Genomic DNA, 18,118 nt, shown 5'->3' with positions numbered 1-18,118 from the left:
ACCGGTTACGGATGGCGGCGATGCTACCAGGTGATCGCAGCTAGGGCGCCTTGAGCGATGGCTGCTACGGAAGCAAAAGCAGCGGCCACCTGATTCCATTTGGTCTGCGCCTGCGCTGTAGCTACTAGGTCAGTCTCAAAACCGCTCTCATCGGTCCATACCAAATGACTGCCAGGGATTTTCGCAGGCACTTTTGCAAGTGCGGACTTCGCCCAGCAGAAGCAGGAAATTATCGAGCATGCGCAAAGCAATACGGTTAGCACCAACTTAAGACTGTTCATTCAATACCTCAGTTTTTCGAGTCTATTTACCCCACTTCTACGAATCACGCCAGCCGGCGAGGCAATCGGCTGTCTGGAGTAGTTATGAACCCCTACCTGATCACTGGCCCGGCCCAGATCGGCATCAGCGGTGGCCGCACCAGCGGGCACATGGTCTACAAAATCCTCGAGGCGCATGGCGGAGTTCTGCCACCAGACGTTCACCTGTTCTTCCAGAACACCGGCAAGGAACGCGAGGAAACGCTGGTCTTCATAGATCAGATCGCCAAACGCTGGAGCGTGAGCATCGTCTGGATGGAGTGGTGCCGCGTGTACGGGCAGCCGGATGACGCACCCTGGTACAAGCTGGTTGACTTCGAAACAGCAAGCCGCAACGGCGAGCCATTCACGATGATGCTTGAGTATTACGCGGCGTATCGGAAGGCAGAAAAGAACCTGCCTCCGGTTCTGCCAAACTTCTCGAACAACATGTGCACCGCTTACCTGAAGGTGAAGATCGGCGAAAAACACATGCGCGCCCTGGGCTACACAGAGTGGGATTGCGTGGTTGGCATCCGGTACGACGAACCGAAGCGCTACCACCGCATGATGGCTGCCAACGATCGCGGTGGCACCCGATGGGACAATGTCTGTCCCTCCTACACCGCCGGCATCACCAAGGAGGATGTGGCCGAGTTTTGGAGGATGCAACGCTTCGACCTCGGCATGGATTCGGACTTCGGCAACTGCGACCTGTGCTGGAAGAAGAACGAAGGCAAGCTGATCAAGACCATCATGGACGACCCGTCGCGGGTGATCTGGTGGTCAGGTACTGAGGAACGGTTCGGCCAGGTGTTCCGGCAAGATCGCGCCGACTACAAGACGATGGGCTGGTCTGCCGAGCAACGATCCCGGCAGACCGACTTCGATTTTGACTATCTCTCTGAAGACATCAACTGCGTCTGCGGCGACTAGATACCTGCGAGCGGCACGATCGGTGCCGGACTGAACCCTATCCAGACCCAATAAAGCGCTACTACAAGTACCGCAGCAACTACGGGGTAAGCCACAAAGTCCAACAAATACAGAAACCACACCTTCGCACTTGCGAGAAATTTCGGTAGGCCTTCGATAGGGTAATGCTCTGACATCTCCAGCTTTGCCCGCAAGTAGTCGCCTCTGAAATCATTGCTGGAGTGTGTCTCATACAGCTTCAAAACGTCGTGATACTCTTTCCAGCAAGAGTCATATGTATCTTTATCAAAAGCATCGTCATTTGCCTTGGGATGTGACTTTTGCTTCAGCTCGCCTAGCTTTGACGCGCAGGAGTACATTTTTTCTGAACGGCTGGAGAAATCGTTCTTCTCCATGAGAAGCGAGTACACCAATACCGCTATCGAAGCGAAGACCTGAAGCAGAACGACTTCTTTCTTTTTGATATTCACTCCCAGATCGTACGCCTGCATCAGGGACACAAGAATCAGCACCAGAGACAAAACTACAACGGTATAGGTAGACAGCTTCGCATGCAGCTTCAGCCTGCGTGCAGCGTGAAACCTCGTTTTTGACGTCGCATCCATTTTTTTGTATAGATTTTTAAAGCTATCCGACTGTGCCATTGCGTCCCCCCCTTCCCAGGTCCGCATCATATCCGCCAAGCCGCCTGACTCCCACCACTTACGGTTCGATTTACTCAGACGTCTTGGAGAAAGCCTAGGTCCCACCTTTGGACATGCGCGCCGGTAGCAGCATCACGAATACCGTTCAGGGACTATTGCACCAAACTGCTGGACGAGCGAGCATTCACTCCCTGATGATTTTGCAGCTCACAAGGAAGTCGATTGAAACTGCCATCCGTTAAAAGAGAAATACTGGAAAACGCCCTTAAGCAGTTCGATGAAGAGTTACGGTACAAGCCTGAATGGAAAGACTGGATGAACAATCAAGCGCACCTATATGCGATTAGTGCAAATGATCAACTCTATCCAGCGAAGAAGATTGTGTCCTTGGCTACCGGCATTCCAGTAGGCCTTTTCTCAGGTGGGCAGCCTACGAATGGCTACCTCAAGCGACGTGGCTTCACGATCGTAGCGATGCCGCGGTCGTTACCTCCGGAGCTTCGGTTCGTGGTAGGCCAGGTATATGACCGGCAAACAGAGATCCATCAACTGTTTGGCGGGAGCGCATATAGCGGAATTTCACCATCTACAAAATCACCTGCGATTTTTATCTTTTCAGGGGCTACAGGCGGGCAATACGGTTATGAAGATAAACATAGCAATGATGGCGTCTTCATCTACACCGGGGAGGGTCAAGTCGACGACATGACTCTCACCAAGGGCAATCTTGCAATTCTCGAGCATGTTAAACAGGGCAAAGCGCTGCATGTCTTCGAAATAATTGGCAACAAGCAGGGTCAAAAATACATTGGTGAATACACCTGTGCGAGTCACGAGTGGAATCGGGGCCCGGACAAGTTTAAAAAGGACAGGAAAATAGTAAGATTTAACCTCGTTCCCGTGGAGGTAGATTTCGACTCGCATACCTACGCAGAAGAAGACGACGCGCTGGGGCCAGCTATATCTCTTGCCGAGGCACGAAAGCTTGCTCTCGCTGCGGCGGAATCTGGTTCGGCAGGAGAGAAAGGATCGGCTCGAAGAACTGTTTATCGTCGCAACAGACGTATTGCCGAATACGTTTTGAGAAGATCTGGTGGTAATTGCGAAAGCTGTGAAAATCCGGCCCCCTTCATGAAGACGAATGGATCACCCTATCTAGAGCCGCACCATGTCAATCGACTATCAGATGGTGGCCTAGATCACCCACGCTTCATAGGCGCCATTTGTCCTACCTGCCATCGAGAAATCCACCACGGCCTCAACGGAAAGGCGAAGAACGAAGCGCTGAAAGCTTACATAGCCAGTATCGAGCCCAAATCGTAATTTTTTGTTCTAGAAAAGTACCGCTAGCTGTACCTAACCTGGCGCGGTCGCTGAGTGCGACGGCTCGGTGAGCAGATCTTGTAAAGCGATCAGTTGCGGGAGAATCAGCCACGGTGCCGACGCAAGCCTTTCACCAAGACACAGCAGGTCCACATGTTCGGGGACAGCGTCGGCCCACCGCCAATGGCAGCACTGGCCCAGGCGAATGATCCATGGAAGGTAAACCACTGCGAAGCAGCGGCCGCATTAGGCCCACAACAACGTCTACACTAGGCCGTTCGGCAACGGAATCACTGAACTTCAATCAATATCATTGTCGTGCAGAAATTTAGCGACTTGCTTCGCCGAATTACTTCCGGAGTGATCAGATGTTACAATAATGAAGTTACGGTTTATCCTACGCTGTAAGAATTCAAGCTCCTCGGGGAGATTATCACCAACAAACATCATGAATCTAATCCCCAAGAGGTCGAACTGTATACCGTTGATGTTTGGAATAGCCATTAGTGCTGGCAGCGACATAATCCCATTCATTTCTGGCTGAGTGTTGACGTCCGCCACTAGCAAGAAACCCTCTATGTACCCCTGCGGATTCAAGAGAAACCTCTTCAGCTTTTCTAGCTGCGCCCCAGTGCAAGCCCCCTTAATGCTTTTTATGCCCGGCTCCGGGACCGGCCATTCTAGGGCGCGCCAGAATACGCTGACTGCGAAGTAGTAGAGAGCCGAATTCAAATCGTCGGGAAGTTGGTTGGGAACAAACAGTCGTCTGCGAACGCTCATTTCTGCGGGACGAATAGTCATTAGACGTTCAAGTAGAGGAAATTCATGATGGGTGCCCCAATGCTTGGCAACGATTGCTTCTCCATGTTTGGAAAAAAGATACTCGCATTTTGAACATAGGAAATGAGCATCCACCTGCTTATCAGTCCTCCCAGATCTGCCTGACTGCATGTCTATCCTCATAGGTGATTTCCCACCTTCTGAGGGCAGATCTCTAACTTGCTTGTAGGCTGATTTAGGGAGCAGGTGACTTTTTTTTAAGATCCCTGCCTGTCCGCACAGACCGCATAAACCATTACGCATTTGCTTTTCCCTTGAGCGACACACTACTGCAATAAAAATTGGCAGGTTCACGGGCATCGAGATTAGCGCATCCAAGATGCCGAAAAATCATCGAGTATCAAATTCATTTTCTGGATTACATCTGTACTCCACCCCTATCCAACTCCCTCCCCCTTCAAAGTCAGCCGCTATAGCGGCAAGGACAGATAGTGCCCGTCGAAAAAGGGAACCTTAAATATCTTTAACGCTGCCCCACTGCGTCATCAAACCGATGATAGGGCGCTAAAACTATTACTCGATCTTCGGCGGCTTATCTGAAGAAGGTTGCAGCCAGACGCTATACAACGAGCTCGGCCTTTTTAGAAAATACCAATAATGAAAAAACTCCATTAGCGTATTGAAAACCACTCCACATACAACCGACCAGACAATGCCGACAGATCCGAGATCAAACATCCACACCAGTAATATTCCCGTGTACATGTTTATCGAATTTGAAAAGGCGTGCCTCACATACCAGTCGACTGGACTGCCCCACAGATCCACCACGTCCGGGCGGTCTTGCGAAATCACTCGATGCATTAGCGAGCTTATTCCGTAAGGCACAAGAAACGTCGGGAGGCATGCAGATACCGAAAGAAACAGCAGCTTGATAAAATCTAATCGTTCAAATAATTCTGGATTGTAAATATATAATAACAAGAAGCCCGGTATGACGAGACCAACCAGTCCAACAGAGACATTAGCAGCAATTGAGAAATTTATTTTTTCAATATTCTGAATATCCATAAACCTTTCAAGCTCCGTATCGAATAGTCCAATACTGCATATTTCACGCATTGCGCCCGCTGGAGCGTCCATTTCAAACGATAACCCGAAACCCTTTTAATTAGACAGCCTGCTGGTGTACGGCGGGCGAGGAATTCGTATGTCTGCACTGAACCGCTTTCATGAAACAGCGAGCGATGCGCTGGAGGAGATCAGCGCCTGCCTGCCGGCCGGCGCCAAACTCTGCCTGGCCATCTACACCCCTGAAAAACCAGAACTCGACATCGTGCTCCAAGACAAAGAACTCGACCTGAACGGGGTGGTTTCGACACTGCGCCGGCGCGGCCTGAGCATCGACGGCGACAACGTTTATAAGCGCGACCTGCTGGACGCTGTGGTCGGCGCACTGGCACTCGGCGCGCAGAACAGCAACCCGCCGCCGGCAGAACACTGGGGCCAGCGCTTCTGGGATATCGGCCGGGAGGAACGCGGTCTGCACGAAGAGCTGGTCGCCGCGCTGAAACTCACCCGCGAGAACCTGCGCGCATGCCAAGCCACCATTCGCCTGGCAGGCGGGTTCGACCCCGCATATGTCGACGATGTGCAGGCCGCAATCGCCGTTGCCGACGCGGTGCTGGCAAAGGCCGGCGCATAACCCATCACCACCTTCTCCCGCCACGCGCGGCATGGAGCAATATCTCATGGAAACCGAAATCCTCTCCGACGAGGAACTGGCCGCACTCACCGGCTACAAGGCCCGGGCCTACCAGCGCCGCTGGCTGATTGATCGCCAGTGGGTGTTCGTTGAAAGCCGCGGCAAGCGCCCGCTGGTGGGCCGCATGTATGCCCGCATGAAGCTGGGCATGATCAGCCCTACGGTTGCCGATCCGAACCCGCCGCCGGCTGCACCGGTATGGACACCAGACTACTCGCGAGTGAATTGATATGCGCCCCCGCAAGGCCGACACACGCAACTTGCCGCCTCGGATGTACCAGTGGACACGAACACGAAAAAGCGGAAAGGTTTGGATCGCCTATTACTACTTGGATATGACAGGCAAGGCGATCCCGCTGGGCAAGGATCTGGACTTGGCCAGGGTCAAATGGGCGGAGCTGGAGGCGAAGGAAAAGCCGCTTAATCTGCGCACCATGAAAGGCATCTTCGACCGATATATCCGCGACATCGTATCGAAGAAAGCGGCACGGACGCAGAAGGACAATTTGGCGGAGATCAAGCAGCTTCGGCCGATGTTCGACAGCGCTCCCATCGACTCAATCACCCCAGCAACTATCGCGGGATACCGCGACGCGCGGTCCGCCAAGGTTCGGGCGAATCGCGAGATTGCCACCCTCTCCCACGTTTTCAACATTGCTCGAGAATGGGGACTGACGACCAAAGAAAATCCCTGCCAGGGCGTGCGAAAAAACAAAGAAACACCGAGGGACTATTACGCAAATGATACGGTTTGGGATGCTGTTTACATGAAGGCAGCTCAAGAGCTGAAAGACGCGATGGACTTAGCCTATCTGACCGGGCAAAGACCGGCAGATGTCCTGGTCATGAGGAAGGACGATATCGAGGGAAATTACTTGGGTGTGCAGCAGAACAAGACACACAAAAAGCTGCGTATCCAGATGACTGACGGTGATGAGCCAAACAGTCTGGGCCTGTTGATCGGGCAAATGGCTGAGCGCAATGCTCAGCACATTTGCAGCTATTTGATCGTGAGCACACGCGGCAAGCGGATGACCGCGAAGATGCTTCGCGATCGATGGGACGACGCCAGAGAAAGGGCCAAGAAAGAAGCTGAAGAAAAAGGCGATGTTCAGCTGGCTGAGAAAATCGGAGGATTCCAGTTCAGAGACATCAGGCCGAAAGCGGCGTCGGAAATCCTCGACGTCGGCGATGCGAGCCTACTCTTGGGGCATACCAAAGGAGACATTACCGAGCGCGTCTATCGACGAATTGGCGCCATTGCCAAGCCATCGAAATAGCCCCAAAAACCGTTACAAAACTCAAAATCCGCCCCTTGTAGAATGCGGGCTGTAGAGGTGTCAAAAAATAAACGTATCGTAACGAAAAGCGGCTACAGGCCCCGGTTTCATTGGCTTTGCATATCGGTCTTGAAAACCGTCGACTGTAACAGGTCAATGAGTTCGAATCCCATCGCCTCCGCCATCTTATGTACGACAAAGCCCTGATTATTCAGGGCTTTGTCGTTTCTGGCATTCAGGAAATTTGCTCCTCTCTCTATGGATCGTTTCCGCATCTATTCGGGCATTTCCGCAACCCTACCCTTCTGACACCGTTAAGTTGGTGCTAAACAAATCAAACTAAGCACAGCGCGTCGGTAGCATTGAATGCTCAGTAGACCGCTTTCGGCCATAAGCGGTCATTGAATTTTGCTAGCAGACGGTACCAAACCAGCGGCAAGCGCCTCCAATAATGCACTGACCTTGGGAAGCGCCTGACGGCTCTTTAGCCAAATCAGATTGATCGCCTGGCCTTCGGTTGCCAACTGGGGAAGCACTTCAACCAATGTCCCCTCTTCAAGCTGACGTTCGATCAACCATGACGGTAACTGCGCGATCCCGCATCCCGCCGATACCGCGATTACCAAACCTTCGCCATCTCCCACAACGAATTTTGCGGCTATCGCCCTGCGTTCAATTTCGCCCGGATGCTGTCCTGAAAAACTCCAAGGGCTAACCGTCCCATCCGCCCAGCCGTAAGCGATGCACTGATGATTTTCCAGGTCGCGATCGGTCAAGGGCGTGCCGTGCTTACTCAAATATGCGGGAGACGCACAGAAGATATGCCACTCACTGCCCAGATAGCGGTGCCCCAATGTGGCGGGCCAAACGTCCGAACCACCGATGCGTACGACGATATCGGCACCTTTCTCGATAGGATCGATGAAACGGTCGGAAAACGAAATGTGCGGCAGCAGCAGTGCATGTTCCTGGGCAAACCGCAGAATGACCGGAAGTGCCTGCAGGCGGCCGAATGCACCTGGAAGGTCAATGCGAATCCTGCCGCGAGGTTCAGTGTTTTCGGCAAGTAGGGACAGCTCAGCCTCTTCGAGCTCAGCCAGCACGCCTGTACATGTGCGATAGAACGCAATCCCCGCATCCGTCAGTGACAAGCTTCGAGTTGTTCGGTGGAACAACCGAGTCCCAAGCCTGCTCTCCAATCGAGCTATTCCTTTGCTGATTGCCGAAGCCGTCAGACTCATCCGCTCGGCAGCGCCTTTAAAGCTGCCGGAGTCGGCAACGCAGACAAATACATCAATGCCCTTTAAACGCTCGGAGGAAAACATGTACGCCCCGCATTCATGAATTGAGTTCTGTCGATATGATAAAAAACATCATAAATCAGAACATAATTCCCCAGTAAGCTTGATTCGCGCATCAATCAACACTTTGCGACTGACAAACGCTATCAAAACAACCTGCTGAACGATGAGGCAAGGATGCTGGCCACGCTAAAAAACTATCCGACAACAATAAATTTGCTGCTGTCGGCGTCCCTGATATTGACCTTGGCGCGGGCAATTACCCTGCCCTATCTGGTCATTTACCTTTCCGGCAGTTTCAGCTTAAGCGTCGCCGATATCGGCCTGGTTATAGGCAGCACACTGATAATTGGGTCGTTATTGAGTCTTTACGGTGGTTTTCTGGTCGACAAGATGTCCAGTTACCGGCTGATCCTGGCCTTCAGTGGCGTGTTCACGCTGGGGTTTCTAGGGACGTTTCTGGCTCGCGAACTTTGGCTGTTCTACAGCTGCCTGGTACTGATCAACCTGGCTTATGCGGTCATTGATATCGCGATTAAATCAGGATTTGGCAGCCTGCTTCCCGTCACTGATCGCAGCGAAGTTTTCTCGATCAAATATACGCTGACCAACATCGGGTATGCCGTCGGCCCGTTTCTTGGCGCTGGCATGGCCAAACTGGATCTCAGCTTGCCATTCCTGTTATCAGCCGGGCTTGGAGCAGGATTCTTTTTCATCTATTTTGTTTGGGGCAATAGAGACCTGAACGCCACCGATTCAGCTCAGAAACCAGTACCGTTTCTGGCCGTGGGAAAACTGTTACTCCAAGATTATCGGTTGGTGTGTTTCACCCTTGGTGGGCTGCTTAGCGCGGTGGTTTTTGGCCAGTTCACCGCTTATCTCTCCCAGTATCTGGTGGTCACTACTACACCAGAATCCACCTACCAGATCATCAGTACCGTTGTGGCGACCAATGCGCTGATGGTGATCAGTTTGCAATACTCCATAGGCAGGAAGATCTCTCACAGGCATCTGAATCTGTGGCTGATCGCGGGACTGAGTATGTTCATGATGGGGTTGGCGGGTTTTGCCCTGTCGACCTCTATCCTGCTCTGGGTCATTTCCATAGCCATTTTTACGGTCGGCGAGATCATCGTATTCCCCACCGAGTACATGTTCATCGACAAAATCGCTCCGGACAACCTGCGCGGCATGTATTACGGAGCACAAAACCTGTCCAACCTCGGCGCGGCGCTGGGGCCGGTGCTTTGCGGAATCGTATTGGCGACTCAGCCTCCCCACTACATCTTCTACATGCTTGCGCTCTTCATTGTTGCAGGTGGAATGTTTTACTTCCTAGGAGCTTCCAATTTGAGCGCTACAACGGATATGAATCCTGATTGAAGGGCAGAAATGAGAAAGACGATTAGGAATCAAAAATCACCTTAAAAATATCCGCTTTTGGTTCGATTTTGATCTGTCGCGACAGGCTGAAACCGGCCAAAAGCTGACGCTCACGATCGATTGCTTTCGGCCAAAAGCTGCCCTTTACAAGAAGCTGCTTTCGTCCCATTGCTGCCGGTGGGATCCCCATGGGTTTCGGGCAAATAGCCCAAATGCCTACAGCCTTCCCAGGTCGGTATTTGAGAGGGTACCCTGAACACCTTTTAATATGTGTGGCACCCATATGGGCATCAATTTACTGACCGAATCCATGCTTGGCCACTGGCGTGCTCCATCGGGTGTCTGGCAATGCGAATACCAATTCGGCAGCCGATTGATTTACGTCCAACATCGCAATGACGAGCCACCTCGCGCCAGGGTCGCCGCCGCGCAACGCGCGGTCAACGCCGCGTGGGATGATTTACCCCAAGTACTGAAGTTCGCCGAACAGCACTGTAAAGCACAGATGCCCGAACTGATGCGGTTGTACGAAACCTACATGCCGGGGGAATCTCCGTTTTTCGTTTACTCGATCCACTTCGATCTCGACAAACCTTACCCTAGTTACGCCATTTCCACGAACCCTGACTTCGATTGGGATCGTATCCTGATCGACGAAGATGAGCTGGGCCAGGTTCACAGGGTTTGCATGGAGCAGTATGAGCCAAGTCATGACTTTTGGGTTTACGTCAGGCGTGTAGGGTTTCAGCAATTCGAGCTTGGGGATTAGCTTGGCCTCAACTCAACCCCAGCTCTGAATCTCCGCTGATAAAGTCAATACTCGGGAGCGTCCGCTTCTGATCGATCGTGTCCTGCCTGTTACGGCTGATCAGGTTGGCTGCAAATCTCACTTCAGATGAAAGTCACTTTCCGTCAAGCGCAGTCTCTCGATTGCAGCTTGAAGTCTAGGGCGATCATGAGCCTACCCAGAACGCCAAATACCGGCCAACTTCGTTTCCGCAAATAAGTGGTCCGCCTCGAGGCCACGACTCAGAACGCCAGCGCGTTTCGCGCCCCTAGAGTTGCATTACTGCGAGCGCCCTGCGCAGGGGCTCGTCGGATATCTGGATAGGACCATGAAATGGCACATCCATGTCCAAAACAAGGTAAACGGAAGCCGCAATGAGCAATGACGAGATGATGAACATTCCTGTCACCATCGAATTACGGGGAGCGCGGTATCCAAAACTGGCGAAAATGAGCGTCAACCAAGCAACAAGCATCCCAATGAGCGGGCCAGGAATCGCTCCCTCAGACTGCTCGACGATCCTCCAGCGTTGCTCGATGAGCGAATGATATTGCTGACGAATATCCTGCAGCATCGTTTCATGGTAGCGGTCCGGGGGCTTTATAAGAGCCAAAGACTTGCCTATATCATCCAGGTATTTAGCCGCCTCGCTGTTACGATGCTGCAGCGCCTCGTCTCCCCGATACGGAGTCTCGATAGCGCGCTCAAGATAGGTGATCAGGCGGGTTCGCGTGTCTTTTGCCGCATCGCCATAGCCCCGCAGTGTCCGATCAAAAATGATCATGCTGGTTGCATACCCATGGAAGTTTGCGTCAATGGACTCGAAAGTGTTTTTGGCAGAATTAATCATCAAGCCAAAGACCAGCGATGTCATAACCACAAAAATGTTGGCTACCAGACGAATTACGGAGTTAGTGTCGTCATCCCTGTGGTGGGATGCCAGCTTGGGGTACCACTGCATCATGAGAAGCGAGGCAGAAACGAGGCACCCAAAAATGGCCAGTGCGATCCAGAAAGAGTTCATACATCAGCGCCCTGATCGATTGGAGTCAAGTCTTGAAGGATAGACCGTTGGGCTCTCTCGGAATTCTGCTCGACAGGCCCGAACCAAAAATCGACTACCAGCGGCCAGCAACCTTCTTCCCGCACGGCCTAGGACACACCTTCCTGCCGCAGCCACAGTGTGGCGTCCCTCCATGCACCTACCGTCACAAGTTCCTCCAGTGTCTCCAACAGAATTTTTCCCAGCTCAGCGCCAGTCGGCTATTTCTCCGGTCCTTGAGCGTGGCCAACGAGACCGTGGAGCGAATCCCCGGTCGTTCAATCGCATGGCCTACCAAAATTCCCCTGGCAATTTCCTCCTGAACCGCGGCATGCGCCAGAATCGAATAGCCCATGCCCTCAGCCACCGTGCGCTTGGTCAAGTTGACGCTGTCCACATCGAACACGACATTCAATTGAAAGCCATTTTGTGCGGCGACCTGTTCAATCAGGCGTCGATTGCTGTGGGGCAATCCTGGGAGGATCAACGGAAAATCCGCTAACCCGAGTATGCGCACCGATTTCGACGCTTCGCCCGGCGGACCGACCAGTACCATTCGTTCGCTGAAAATCGCCCGCACATCAAATGCCTCCAGCAAAAGCTGGTTGTGAACCACGGCCACCTGAATGCGGCCGTCCAGCAAGCATTCCTGCAGTGACGTGCTCAAGTCTTCCGATACATGCAATGAAGCCTTCGGCCAGCGCTCGTGAAAACGACGAATCAACTGCGGCCCGACGATGGTACCGATCGCAGGGGGCAAGCCAACAGCCAAGTGCCCTCGCTCCTCGAATGCACTGTTGCGCACGTGGTCGGCGGTTTCTTCCATGTAGCGCAGCATAACGTCCGCCCGCTCCAATAGGCGCGCACCTGCCGTGGTCAGTTCTACGCCCCTGCCATGACGAATGATGAAACCCCTCGGACAGGCTTTCATTGCCCTGCTGAAAATGATGCTGGCGCCAATCGTCTTCGTCACCCTTGTGCATGGTCTGCCCCATGTTCAGGACATGCGCAAACTCGGCCGGCTCGGCGTGAAATCGTTGATCTATTTTGAAGTCGTCAGCACGGTCGCGATGTTGATCGGGTTCATTCTGGTCAACGTGGTGGAGCCCGGCGTGGGCCTGCATGCCACCAGCCTCAACGAGTCCAGCGAAGCGATCAAGGCCACCTCCGCCGCCGGCAGCGTGTCCATGGTCAACTACCTGCTCGGCCTCATTCCTCCCCGCAGGCTATAGCTTCAACCTCGACGGCACTGCGATCTACATGGCGATTGCTATCGGCTTCATCGCCCAGGCCACCGACACACCGTTCTCCCTGATGCCACAGCGTGATGAAAGCAGACACTGCTTGAACCTACTCAGCTGAGCCTCTCAATAAGTCATAACGCTTAATTAAAAATGACTAAAAAAAGCAAACAGTGGCCACAATTTCCGGAAATACCTTGCCCGCTTACAAGAACCTTCTTGTTCTAATCTACTGCCCTGATTTCTAGAATTTCCTTGCGCTAAATAAGGCGCTATTTGCCTGATCCAACACTGCAAGGAAGTTTTATCTCCATGAAAGCAATTAAATTTCTGATGCTCGCTTCGGCTGCGTGCGCTGTCACCAGCACTGCCATGGCAGCTGATGGCACCATCAATTTTACCGGTGAAATTGTCGCTGCTTCTTGCGTCGCGTCGGCGGGTGCAGGATCCACCGTAGGTGGCGGTCCTGGCAAACAAATCGTTGATGTAAATCTGGGCAAGGTCAGCATGGACGCCATCAATGGCGCGGGCGAAGGCAACATCGCCGCCGGCACCGCCATCAACCTCAACCTGGACTGCGGCAACACCGCTGCCGGCCTTACTACCGTCAAGTTTGGCTTCGACCCAATGTCGGGGTCCGGCGTGGATGCAAAAAACAACAACTTGCTGAAAATCAGCGGTAGCGCCGAGGGCGTGGGCATCGGCATGTTCGATGACAGCAACCACCTCATCAACATGTCTGGTAACGAGACTTACTCTGCTCCGCTGGTCGTAGAAGGCGACGGTGCCGACGCCAAGTACTCCGCCAACCTGCGTATGCGCGCCTCTTACGTAGCTAACGGTGCCGAACTCAAACCAGGTACTGCGAACGGCACACTGCCATTCACTTTGACCTACGAGTAATTCGTTCCCAAAAGAGGGGGTCTAAAAACCCCCTCGCTTTTCTGCGAGTCGCTGATGAATACCGGTAACTTTTTTCGACTATGTCTTTTCTTAATGCTGTTGATGATATCCGGCGTTTCTCACGCAGGCATTCAGGTTGGAGGCACCCGGGTTATTTTCCCGGCCTCGGATCATGAAGCCTCTCTTCAAGTTCGTAATGAGGGCACCGACGACATAATGATCCAGTCATGGATTGAGGCAGGTTCAGAACAAGCGGATCGCGATATCCCTTTTGCAATTACCCCATCCTTGGCGCGTCTGAGTCATCGTAAACAACAAACACTGCGTATTTTCTATCAAGGCAAAGGGCTACCGGAAGATCGCGAATCGGTGTTTTGGGTGAGCGTACAAGAAATCCCTCAGGTCAGTAGTTCGGAGAACAGTCTGCAAGTTGCCTTTCGCCAACGTTTAAAGTTGTTCTACCGACCAAACGGTCTACCGGGCAAGCCTGAAGAGTCCGCCAATACACTGAAGTGGAACATCCTGAGAAACGCAGGCAAGGCTGTACTGCTGGCAACCAACGACTCCGCCTTTCACGTGTCATTCGCCAAAGTCATAGTTATTGCAGGCGATAAAGAATACGTCGTGGAGCCTGAAATGATTAGCCCGCGCGACGCTCAGAAAATGTCCATAAAAGGACTACCCGCCTCTGTCGGGGGCGATGCTCAAATCGTCTGGGAGTCCATCAATGACTACGGCGCACTGATCGAGCATAAAGTCTCAATCAAGTTCTAACGCTGTTCCCCCGCTCCAACTTTTATTTCACCGCGTACTTCATGGGGTTCTTCCCCAGGACTCTTCGTGCACAGGAAGTAGCGTTTTGACGGAATTTCGACCTCATTCCATGAAAATCAAAAAACACCACAGGAAGTCTCGAAAGACGCGCGCCAAAAAAAGGTCGGGCAAGTATCTCTCGTACTTGGCCGCAGCAAGCATGCTGGGTGCCTCGACCGCATCGGCTACACAGTTCAACCCGATGTTCCTCAAAGACAAGGGGGCGAAAGTCGATCTGCGTTTCTTTGAACAGTCCAACGGCGTTGTGCCAGGCGATTACAGCGTTGATATTTATCTGAACCAGCGCCTGGAGCGGCGCGAAGACATTTCTTTTGTGGCTGACGAAGATACGCCAAAAGCAGATGCACGCCCGATTCTGAAGATTGGACTGCTTCGCGAAATGGGAGTGGATATCGAGCGTCTTCAGAAAGAAGGCATCGTTTTCAAGGATAGTACCGACGATGAACCCGTCAACTTACTGCGTATCGAAGGCGCCGTGGTGGAGATGGATGTTTCCAAGCTCTCGCTAAACATAAGCGTGCCACAGGCTTACATAAAACGCCGATCCCGTGGATACGTCGACCCTTCGCTATGGGATGAAGGTATTACAGCTGCGTTCACCAACTATCAAATGAACTTCAACCGCAACACTGGTGGCGGTTTTGAAAGCGACTACGGGTATTTGGGCTTACGAAGCGGCTTCAATATTGGCCAATGGCGGTTGCGCAACGACTCATCGCTGAGCCAAAGCACCGGCACTGCACGCAAATTTTCCAGCAACCGCACCTATCTGGAACATGACGTCACCTCAATAAAGGGCCGCTTCGCGCTCGGCCAGCTGTATACCAATGGCGATATTTTTGACAGCAGTCGCTTTCGCGGGCTTCAACTCGGCTCGGACATCGGCATGTTGCCCGACAATGAGTCGGGTTATGCGCCAGTTGTGCGCGGCATCGCCGAGACCCATGCCACCGTTGAGGTGCGCCAGAACGGCTACGTCATTTACTCAACCACTGTTTCGCCTGGCGCGTTCGAAATTCGCGATATATACCCCGGTGGCTCCAACGGCGACCTTGAGGTCACGATCATCGAGTCCGATGGACGTGAGCGCAAATACACCCAGGCTTATTCCTATCTGCCTGTGATGGTGCGACAAGGGACTTTCCAATACAGCCTGTCAATGGGCAAATACGACAGTGAAGGCATGAAATCGCCGAATTTGATGCAGGGCACGGCGGTCTATGGCGCAACCGACAACCTGACAACGTACGGCGGTGTACTCAGCGCTGACGGTTACAAAGCGTTCAATATCGGCCTGGGCCTCAACACCGGTTTGGGTGGCATGTCACTGGATATCACCAACAGCCAGTCGCACCCGGATCATGGCGAGGCCAATACCGGTCAGAGTGCGCGCTTTCTGTATTCCAAAACACTCAACAGCACCAATACAACTTTCACCATGGTCGGCTACCGCTATTCCACCTCGGGTTATCGCACGCTCAGCGAACACATTCAGGAGTCGAGCGACGCCGACCAACAGAATTTCATTAGCAGCCGCCCCAAGAGCCGACTTGACTTGAACATCAACCAGAATATCGGCCGCGGTTCAGTGTTCGTCAGTGCGGGCGAGACCAACTACTGGAATCGCGCGGGCAGCATGCGCCGTCTGCAATTGGGCTACAGCGGTAACGTTGGTGATGTGAGTTACAGCATTACCGCTTCACATACGCAAGATGGCGGCCGCTCGCGGGAGTCGGATAATCAGCTTGCATTCGCGGTGAGCATTCCATTTGGCTCTGGCTCTCGTTCACAGCGCATGTACAGCAACTTCACCCGCTCGGGTAAAGAAGGCGACAGCCTGCAGACCGGGGTTTCAGGCTATCTCGACGATGCCGGAAAGCTCTCGTACTCCGCTCAGGCGGGCACGTTCGGCAGTGAGCATTCGGGCAGTGCCGGTTTGGGTTGGGACGGGCCGACAGCCAAGCTCGCTGGTAACTACGCGGTCTCGGGTACGACTCGGCATCTGGACTTTTCCGCTGCGGGGTCTGTGGTTGCTCATAGCGGTGGTGTCACGCTCGGCCAACCGGTCGGTGAAACCTTCGCCTTGGTGGAGGTGCCGGGAATCAAAGGTGTCAGCGCAAACGGTGCAACCGCGCGTACGGATAGCGCCGGATACGCCATCGAGAGTTACGTGCAGCCCTACCGTTACAACGAAATTGGTCTCGATACCCAAACACTGGGAACCGATGTCGAGGTGCTTGATACCTCCACCCGAGTTGTGCCGCGCCGGGGAGCCGTAGTCAAGGCGCATTTCGAGGCTTCCTCCGGTCGACGTGTACAGGTGGATCTGACGCTGAACAACGGCAGAAAACTCCCCTTCGGCGCCCAGGTTGAGGACGAAGGCGGCAAATTACTGGCCGTTGTCGACAATACGTCCCGCGCACTTGTATTCGGCATCAAGAACGAAGGCCAATTGAAAGTGAAGTGGGCCGAAGGCATTTGCTTTGCGCCCTATCGCTTGCCACCCCGGGACAGTGCTTTGACGTACGACCAGATCAATCTCACCTGCGGTGTGCAGGCTGATAAAGGAGTAAAAAGTTGAAGTATGCATCTCGTGTAGTTACGGCCATTTTTACCATGGTCGTGAGCAGTGCGGCTTTTGCCGATAATTCCGCTCAGTGCTGGTGGGATCCACAGCCGCAAGACAAGACAAAGAGGTATATCCCGCTGATACCTGCAGCCACCAAGACGCTGAATCTGGCGCCAATTGGTGGGCGAATGGCCTATCAAACTTTCTCTTTGAGAGCAGTAACCGGCAGAGTCAACTTGTTCAGATGCCCAGTCAAAATACCGACAATTACGTATAGCTTTAGAATGGATGCCCCTTTGGAAGATGGATACGACGACGTTTATCGTACGAATATTCCCGGGGTCGGACTCCGGTTCGTAGATGGTTTTTTGAATAGAGCTTTGCCATTTGAGGTGAGCTACATCAATGCTGTTAAAAACGCCCGCTACCTACCAGAACCCTTGACCATGGAGCTGATACGCACCGCCCGAGACGTAAAGACTGGCACGCTTAATGTGAACATCAAAATGATTGCCAAGGTTGAAGATTGGGAAGCAGCGGAGGCAAATATCACCGGGTCAATAGAGCTCACTTCCAGTAACTACTTTTCGGGATGCACAGGTGAAAAGCGCCAAGACATTCCACTGGGCAAAGTCGCGATCGCTCTTCTCGAACAACAAACACCTCGCCCTGTCGGACTGAGCGTGCTGTGCACCGGTCTTCTTCCCGGATCGAAGTTGCCAGTGCGAATTTATTTCGAAGGCAGTAACGAAGGACCCGGCATGCTCAATTTGACCCCAGGCGGCGCAGAAGGCGTCGGCGTGGCACTCACCACTCCTTCGGGCGTCAAGCTTCCCTTTAACAAGTGGGGCGGGTTAACCATGCAGTGGGTAAATACCGAAGAAGATGGGGAGCGTTACACGTTCGATTTCAATGCGAAATATGCTCGCAAAGGCAGTGCCAAGATTACGCCTGGAAGAGCAGATGCCGCTCTGAACTACATCCTGGATTACAACTGATCCTTAGACTATTTCAAGGCAGGGCGCTTGACG

19 protein-coding genes are annotated in these 18,118 nt (G+C 53.0%); 13 read left to right on the top strand and 6 right to left on the bottom strand.

All coding sequences use genetic code 11. The features are described 5' to 3' along the window. Positions 1–365 precede the first annotated feature (365 nt). Positions 366–1,235 (top strand): hypothetical protein, encoded by an 870-nt coding sequence (locus PseuLF5_RS02165; RefSeq protein ID WP_340132820.1) that lies wholly within the window; start codon positions 366–368, stop codon positions 1,233–1,235. Here PseuLF5_RS02165 and PseuLF5_RS02160 read toward each other — a convergent pair. Continuing rightward, on the bottom strand, positions 1,232–1,879 hold the full coding sequence (locus tag PseuLF5_RS02160) for an SLATT domain-containing protein (protein WP_123449186.1): 648 nt from the start codon (positions 1,877–1,879) through the stop codon (positions 1,232–1,234). The two genes, PseuLF5_RS02165 and PseuLF5_RS02160, sit on opposite strands and share 4 nt — an antisense overlap. 222 nt (positions 1,880–2,101) lie before the next feature. On the opposite strand from PseuLF5_RS02160, the gene PseuLF5_RS02155 reads away from it, so the two are divergent. Further along, positions 2,102–3,202, top strand: coding sequence for an HNH endonuclease (locus PseuLF5_RS02155; RefSeq protein ID WP_340132819.1), 1,101 nt, complete (start codon positions 2,102–2,104; stop codon positions 3,200–3,202). A 300-nt stretch (positions 3,203–3,502) separates the two neighbouring features. Here the strand turns inward: PseuLF5_RS02155 and PseuLF5_RS02150 are convergent, their stop codons facing one another. Together PseuLF5_RS02150 and PseuLF5_RS02145 are read right to left on the bottom strand one after the other, a co-directional pair. Further along, complete coding sequence (locus tag PseuLF5_RS02150) at positions 3,503–4,285, bottom strand: hypothetical protein (RefSeq protein ID WP_340132818.1); 783 nt, start codon at positions 4,283–4,285, stop codon at positions 3,503–3,505. Between the two features lie 270 nt (positions 4,286–4,555). Beyond that, entirely contained in the window at positions 4,556–5,125 is a 570-nt protein-coding gene (locus PseuLF5_RS02145) for a hypothetical protein (protein ID WP_340132817.1), read from the bottom strand. A gap of 67 nt (positions 5,126–5,192) precedes the next feature. Between PseuLF5_RS02145 and PseuLF5_RS02140 the strand changes: the two genes are divergently transcribed. The 3 genes from PseuLF5_RS02140 to PseuLF5_RS02130 are packed head-to-tail and all read left to right on the top strand — an operon-like array spanning position 5,193 to position 7,027. Further along, the gene (locus PseuLF5_RS02140) at positions 5,193–5,687 is read left to right on the top strand and encodes a hypothetical protein (RefSeq protein WP_340132816.1); all 495 of its coding nucleotides are present in this window, start codon (positions 5,193–5,195) and stop codon (positions 5,685–5,687) included. A gap of 46 nt (positions 5,688–5,733) precedes the next feature. Beyond that, the gene (locus PseuLF5_RS02135) at positions 5,734–5,976 is read left to right on the top strand and encodes a DUF4224 domain-containing protein (RefSeq protein WP_095190012.1); all 243 of its coding nucleotides are present in this window, start codon (positions 5,734–5,736) and stop codon (positions 5,974–5,976) included. Position 5,977: 1 nt separating this feature from the next. Then, complete coding sequence (locus tag PseuLF5_RS02130; protein WP_340132815.1) at positions 5,978–7,027, top strand: tyrosine-type recombinase/integrase; 1,050 nt, start codon at positions 5,978–5,980, stop codon at positions 7,025–7,027. A 398-nt stretch (positions 7,028–7,425) separates the two neighbouring features. Here the strand turns inward: PseuLF5_RS02130 and PseuLF5_RS02125 are convergent, their stop codons facing one another. Next, a complete protein-coding gene (locus tag PseuLF5_RS02125; RefSeq protein ID WP_222832796.1) occupies positions 7,426–8,352 on the bottom strand; it encodes a LysR family transcriptional regulator in 927 nt (308 codons plus the stop codon). Positions 8,353–8,505: 153 nt separating this feature from the next. On the opposite strand from PseuLF5_RS02125, the gene PseuLF5_RS02120 reads away from it, so the two are divergent. After that, positions 8,506–9,711: an MFS transporter gene (locus PseuLF5_RS02120; RefSeq protein ID WP_340132814.1), complete on the top strand. Its 1,206-nt coding sequence runs from the start codon at positions 8,506–8,508 to the stop codon at positions 9,709–9,711. A 283-nt stretch (positions 9,712–9,994) separates the two neighbouring features. Further along, complete coding sequence (locus PseuLF5_RS02115) at positions 9,995–10,480, top strand: hypothetical protein (RefSeq protein WP_222832794.1); 486 nt, start codon at positions 9,995–9,997, stop codon at positions 10,478–10,480. Positions 10,481–10,766: 286 nt separating this feature from the next. Here the strand turns inward: PseuLF5_RS02115 and PseuLF5_RS02110 are convergent, their stop codons facing one another. Beyond that, on the bottom strand, positions 10,767–11,522 hold the full coding sequence (locus PseuLF5_RS02110) for a bestrophin-like domain (protein WP_128615863.1): 756 nt from the start codon (positions 11,520–11,522) through the stop codon (positions 10,767–10,769). A 184-nt stretch (positions 11,523–11,706) separates the two neighbouring features. After that, positions 11,707–12,378 (bottom strand): LysR substrate-binding domain-containing protein, encoded by a 672-nt coding sequence (locus PseuLF5_RS02105; protein ID WP_340132813.1) that lies wholly within the window; start codon positions 12,376–12,378, stop codon positions 11,707–11,709. 67 nt (positions 12,379–12,445) lie between these two features. Here PseuLF5_RS02105 and PseuLF5_RS02100 point away from each other — a divergent pair, with 67 nt between their 5' ends. The 6 genes from PseuLF5_RS02100 to PseuLF5_RS02080 all read left to right on the top strand — a co-directional run bounded on the left by PseuLF5_RS02100 (position 12,446) and on the right by PseuLF5_RS02080 (position 18,085). Then, a complete protein-coding gene (locus tag PseuLF5_RS02100; protein ID WP_340132812.1) occupies positions 12,446–12,772 on the top strand; it encodes a cation:dicarboxylate symporter family transporter in 327 nt (108 codons plus the stop codon). Then, positions 12,663–12,902 (top strand): cation:dicarboxylate symporter family transporter, encoded by a 240-nt coding sequence (locus PseuLF5_RS28105; RefSeq protein ID WP_429540860.1) that lies wholly within the window; start codon positions 12,663–12,665, stop codon positions 12,900–12,902. Before PseuLF5_RS02100 ends, PseuLF5_RS28105 begins: the two co-directional genes overlap by 110 nt. A 191-nt stretch (positions 12,903–13,093) precedes the next feature. Next, a complete protein-coding gene (locus PseuLF5_RS02095; protein ID WP_128615862.1) occupies positions 13,094–13,684 on the top strand; it encodes a fimbrial protein in 591 nt (196 codons plus the stop codon). 54 nt (positions 13,685–13,738) lie between these two features. Next, positions 13,739–14,458: a fimbrial biogenesis chaperone gene (locus PseuLF5_RS02090; RefSeq protein WP_128615861.1), complete on the top strand. Its 720-nt coding sequence runs from the start codon at positions 13,739–13,741 to the stop codon at positions 14,456–14,458. Between the two features lie 199 nt (positions 14,459–14,657). Beyond that, complete coding sequence (locus PseuLF5_RS02085) at positions 14,658–17,099, top strand: fimbria/pilus outer membrane usher protein (protein ID WP_445262410.1); 2,442 nt, start codon at positions 14,658–14,660, stop codon at positions 17,097–17,099. Next, positions 17,096–18,085: a fimbrial protein gene (locus PseuLF5_RS02080; RefSeq protein ID WP_340132810.1), complete on the top strand. Its 990-nt coding sequence runs from the start codon at positions 17,096–17,098 to the stop codon at positions 18,083–18,085. The genes PseuLF5_RS02085 and PseuLF5_RS02080 overlap by 4 nt, the downstream gene beginning before the upstream one ends. Positions 18,086–18,118: the final 33 nt, after the last annotated feature.

It is taken from the genome of Pseudomonas sp. LF-5 (genome assembly GCF_037626295.1).
GTDB lineage: Bacteria > Pseudomonadota > Gammaproteobacteria > Pseudomonadales > Pseudomonadaceae > Aquipseudomonas > Aquipseudomonas monsensis.
This window is presented reverse-complemented; position numbering and strand designations above follow the sequence as displayed.